Raw genomic sequence first — 5,281 nt, 5'->3', positions numbered from 1 at the left:
TACTGTGAACCTATCGTTGGGTTACCCCATGATTGAATATATTTCTTATTCAATAAATTTACCGCACCGAGTTTTATCGTTGTTTTTGCCTTCGGGAAAAATTTACTGACCATCGCATCGAGCGTACCAAAAGCAGGTATTTCGCTCAGACCGGCCACATTTACGTTAGGTCCAACAAAAGACGATTGCCATATGAAGGACTCCTGCCATTTCCATAAAATATTGAAAGCAAAATTTGAATTAGCAATGTTACGATTGCCGAAATTGAGGCTATAACGTACTTTAGGTGTGTTGTACATAGCAAGGAAACTACCCAGGTCATCGCCATTGGTCAACTCATTATAAGACACGTTGCCACCAGCAGTGAAATTGAGTGGTAGGCTGTAATCCAGGCCAATCGCCCATCCCCATGAGTGTACAGTTTCCTGTGCGCTCACCGGGATAGAGAACACATTCCTGGTAGTTGCACCGGTAGGTTGAATGAGTACCTGCGTACCATTCATATTTTTGAAATCATTTTTATAGATGTAGGCATCGATTAATAATTTCTTTGCCACCAGTGCTTTATAACCAAATTCATATGCCTGTATTCTTTCCGGTAAAAACTCACTGAAGGTATATTGCTTAGGCGCGCCTGCCTGCACGGATTGTAAGGAATATAGAGGGCCCTGATCCAGGTGATAACGTTCACGGAGGAACGGCAAACCACCAATCAGGTGTGCCTGTGGGGTTACGAGATCAATATACTGATCCTGGTTATTCGGAATGCGGAATCCTGTCTGATAGGAAATGCGGATGTTCTGTGTTTCCAGGAAAGTATATACAGCAGATACCCGTGGACTGAACTGGCCTTTGAAGTTCATATTTTTATCATACCGTACGGAACCGGTTAATTTAAGATGGTCGTTGATCAGCTTTTTCATGAGCTGTACATAACCACCATATTCATTGATGCGAAACTCTTTGCCGTTATCATCCAATGCAAATAAAGTCTTTTCGGAATTCAGTGCATAGCGGCGATAGTTACCACCCACCAGGATCTCCGCAAAATGGATCAGGTTATGGAAGTTATACATAAACTCCGCCTGATAAAGATTGGTTTTGTCGGTGAATTTAGCACCTACACCAGTAGCATCCCCTGGGATGGCCTTGTTTTTTACTTTATCCGCCGCGGCATCAAATTCCGGTGTGCCGGGCAATAAACGGCCTTTGTCGGCGGTGGTTCTGGCAGCGCTGTTGTAGGTATTACGATTGCCATTCACAGCTGCCTGTGCTGCAGCCAGTGCTGCTGTGGGAGTGGCTCCCCCTTGTAAAGCTGCACCATAAGCCTGTGCAAACGTAGTGATGGAGGCGCCTGCATAAGTGCCGAAATATTCACCATACCATTGCTGGCTGGTCTTCCAGGCTTCGTTAATACCTGAGGCCAGTGTACCGCCGGCATAACTGTCACCGGACCTTTCCTGGGTGGTATATAATCTTACATAGAAGTCAGGACTCCTTAACTCCACTTTATACTGACCCATATTGAAGTTCTTCAACGAATAACGATCTGCTCCGGTGTACACGGTGGTACCAGATCCATAGCTACCCTGTATAAGGGCTTCCAGGTTTTCATTGATTTTGTAATGAAGGGCGCCATTCAGTTTCATGTTTTTGGTGGTATAGTCTACCACATCCGCTTCATTGTAGCCGGTACGGGTAATACTGCTGCTGCTGGCCCCTGGAATGGCGGAGTTGAAGATCTGCTGAGGGGTTACGGTGCCACCGAACAAGGCTGAAAGCTGTGCCAGTTGCGTGGCAAGCGCCGAACCAGGGGTGGCTGCCTGCGCTGCCAGGGTATTGTACATATTAACCGTATTCTCATCTCCATAAGTATTTACCCCGTTATACCCTTCATTATTAGCGCGGGTACCGTCTTCCAGGGTATGTCCGTTAGCGAGACTCTGATCACGGTGGTCATATGCCTGCCAGTCCTTCGCCTGCAGGTAACCGATATTCAGTTTAAACGCCCATTTATTATTAAAGGCATGTGCGTAACGTACTGCCACGTCATAAAATCCGGTGGTGGCGGTGCTTCTGCCGTTATCATTCAGAAAACCGGTTTTCAGCTGCGCACTTACTCCCTGGTATTGAAATGGATTTTTGCTGGTCATCAGCACAATACCATTGAGTGCATTGGGGCCATATAGGGCTGATGCGGCGCCGGGGATCAGTTCTACGTTGTCCAGGTCGAGTTCGGGAATACCGACCATATTACCTACCGCAAAGTTAAGACCGGGGGCCTGGTTGTCCATTCCATCGTTCAACTGCAGTACGCGGGTATTACCGTTGCTGTTAAACCCACGGGTGTTTACCGATTTAAAGGTTAAACTCTGTGTGCTCATTTCTACACCTTTCAGGTTGCCGATGGCATCATAAAAGGAAGCAGCAGGAGAGGCTTTTAAAGCACGTGAATCCAGTTTTTCAATGGATACGGGCGACTGCAAAATACTTTCCTGTACACGGCTGGCAGCTACCACTACTTCCTGGCCAAGAATTTCCGTGGAACTCAGTTCCACTTCCACTTTGTCTGCTGCAGCGTTGATTTCTTTTTCTTCAGTTTTATACCCCACATAAGAAAATACAAGGGTCAGTGGAAAGGTGTGCGTGGTTTTAAGTGTAAAAGTTCCGCTGTTGCCGGTAATGGTACCTGCGGTAGCACCTTTAATACTGACGGTCACGCCGGCCATTGGATTGCCGCTACCTTTCTGATGTACAATCCCGTTAATAGTAGTGGATGTTTGTGCTGAAATTACCTGGGTAAGGGATAATAAAAGCAACAGGAAGCCCCAAAAGGCTTTGATAAAAATGCTTTTCATACCAGTGGAGTTTAATAGGTTAGATTTGGTCTAATTTAAATATACCGAAAAAAGCTGGTTTTGAAGAAATAGGAAGAAGGTATTAAAATAAAAATGCAGCGGGATTTTCCGCTGCATTTTTATTAAACGTATATCACTGAATGTCAGTTGTTATTTATTTCATCCACTCCTGTAAAATGCCTCCGATTTTTTCAAATTCAATGAGGAAACCGTCATGTCCATACGAAGAGTCTATTTCATGATAAGTTGCGTTTGGAAGGTGGGCAGCCATTAACTGCTGTTCTTCCGGCGGGCATAAAATATCGCTGCTGATACCTATCAGCAGTGTAGGCTGCTGAATATGCGATAGGGTAGTGGTAATAGTTTCATGGCGCCCACGTGCAATATTATGACTGTCCATGGCTTTGGTGAGCAGCCAGTAGGTTTGCGCGTTAAAGCGTTTTACCAGTTTATCGCCCTGGTAGTTGATATAGGAAGAAGCCCGGAAATGATCTGTCTTTTCTTTGTCCTCATCAGATTGTGCCCGTACAAAGGTCTGGTAGTTCCGATAGGTGAGCATACCAATGGCTCTTGCGGCCTTCAGTCCTTTGGCGCCGGCACTGTGACAATCATTTTGCCAGGTGTCGTCGGCTTCAATAGCCAACCGCTGGGCGGTGTGAATGGCAATGCCCCACGCACTTTCGGCGGCTCCTGTGCATAACAGGAACAACCGGTCTATCACTTCCGGCTCCATCAGTGCCCATTCAAGCACCTGGTAGCCCCCCATGGAGCCACCAATCAGCAAATGAATACGTGGAATCTGCAGGTGTTGTCTTAATAACACATGCGCCTGCACCATATCCCGGATGGTGATAGCGGGAAAGCTATGATACCAGGGCTTCCCGGTTTCAGGATTGATCGTATGCGGACCACTGCTGCCATAGCAGGAGCCAATAATATTGGCACATACGATAAAATGCCTGGCCGGATCTATCGCTTTATCTGTTCCTATTAAGCCCGTCCACCAGTCGGCTACATCACTGTTTGCCGTTAACGCATGACATACCCATACCACGTTACTGCCATCCTCATTCATGGTACCATACGTATGATACGCGATGTGTAATGCTGGTAATACCTGACCGGACTCTAACCGGAATGCTCCTTTACTGTGAAATACCTTTGCCGACAATGCTTCTTTGAATTTGCGCAAAACTAGTGAAAATTACGAATTACGAATTACGAATTACGGGATAATGTGGAAGACCACTGCTTACTCCCTCCCACATAGTTCCGTAATTCGTAATTCGTAATTCGTAATTCTTTTATTTTATCTTTGTTGAAGAAACTCAATAATCATGAAGATAGCATTACAAAGAGTAGACGACGGATTTAATATGGAGGCAGTAGATGAAGGCGGCCACAAAGTACTGATGGACTCATCTCTGGAGAATGGCGGTAAGAATAATGGGGTAAGACCTATGCAGATGGTCATCATGGGCCTTGGCGGTTGTTCTGCCATCGATGTGATGATGATCCTGAAGAAACAACGCCAGGAAGTACTTGATTTCCGCATTGAAATTGACGCGGAAAGAGAGCAAGGGAAAGAACCTTCTCTCTGGGAAACCGCTCATCTTATTTTTCACCTGAAAGGTAATATTGACCCCGATAAAGCTGCACGTGCAGTAGAATTGTCCATGAACAAATACTGTTCTGTGGCGGAAACCCTGCGTCAGGGCAAAACAAAACTGACCTGGGAAGTGAAACTGAACGCATAAACTGCTGTAATTACCATATCCATGAGCAAAGACAAAGATAGAAATCAATACCAACCGGATACCAATGCTGTAAGAATTCAAATTCCCAGAACTGATCAGATGGAACACGCGTCACCCATGTTCCTGACCTCCAGTTTTTGCTTTGATAATGCCGAAGAGATGCGCGCTACTTTCGCGGATGAAACGGACTTTAATATCTACAGTCGTTTCAGCAATCCCAATGTAGACGAATTTGTGCAGAAAATGTGCGCCCTTGAAGGCGGAGAAGCAGGTTATGCGACTGCTTCCGGCATGAGTGCTATTTTCGCCAGCTTCATGGCCCTGCTCAAAGCAGGCGACCACCTGCTGTCTGCCCGTTCCATCTTTGGATCTACCCATACCGTCATCACCAAGTTCCTGCCTAAATGGGGCATTGAAACTTCTTATTTCGATATGACCGATCCTGCCGGCATTGAAGCCATGATCAAACCCAATACCCGGATGATTTTTGTGGAAACACCTTCCAACCCCGGACTGGAAATCATTGACCTGGAACTCCTGGCGGGTATTGCCAATAAACATAATATCATTCTCAACGTAGACAACTGCTTTGCTACGCCCGTATTACAACGGCCCATCGCTGCCGGCGCACATCTCGTAACCCATTCCGCTACCAAGTGGATAGAC

4 protein-coding genes are annotated in these 5,281 nt (G+C 46.1%); 2 read left to right on the top strand and 2 right to left on the bottom strand.

Annotated features, from left to right (window positions below; all coding sequences use genetic code 11):
* Both VIP81_RS01220 and metX read right to left on the bottom strand, forming a co-directional pair.
* A partial coding sequence (locus VIP81_RS01220; RefSeq protein WP_331956654.1) for a TonB-dependent receptor occupies positions 1 to 2,858 on the bottom strand: 2,858 nt, incomplete at its 3' end.
* A 154-nt stretch (positions 2,859 to 3,012) separates the two neighbouring features.
* Complete coding sequence (gene metX, locus VIP81_RS01215; RefSeq protein ID WP_331956653.1) at positions 3,013 to 4,050, bottom strand: homoserine O-acetyltransferase MetX; 1,038 nt, start codon at positions 4,048 to 4,050, stop codon at positions 3,013 to 3,015.
* Between the two features lie 145 nt (positions 4,051 to 4,195).
* Here metX and VIP81_RS01210 point away from each other — a divergent pair, with 145 nt between their 5' ends.
* The gene (locus VIP81_RS01210; RefSeq protein WP_331956652.1) at positions 4,196 to 4,615 is read left to right on the top strand and encodes an OsmC family protein; all 420 of its coding nucleotides are present in this window, start codon (positions 4,196 to 4,198) and stop codon (positions 4,613 to 4,615) included.
* Positions 4,616 to 4,636: 21 nt separating this feature from the next.
* The coding region (locus VIP81_RS01205; RefSeq protein WP_331956651.1) for a trans-sulfuration enzyme family protein at positions 4,637 to 5,281 on the top strand (645 nt) is incomplete at its 3' end.

Origin of the sequence: Chitinophaga sp., assembly GCF_036566945.1 — a bacterium.
In the GTDB taxonomy this organism is placed as follows: domain Bacteria; phylum Bacteroidota; class Bacteroidia; order Chitinophagales; family Chitinophagaceae; genus Chitinophaga.
The sequence above is the reverse complement of the archived record's forward strand: the minus strand, read 5'-3'. Positions and strand labels throughout refer to the sequence as shown.

What these genes read in the sequence shown, in the direction of transcription:
- VIP81_RS01210 (WP_331956652.1), top strand. Translation starts at nt 4,196, where the DNA reads ATGAAGATAGCATTACAAAGAGTAGACGACGGATTTAATATGGAGGCA.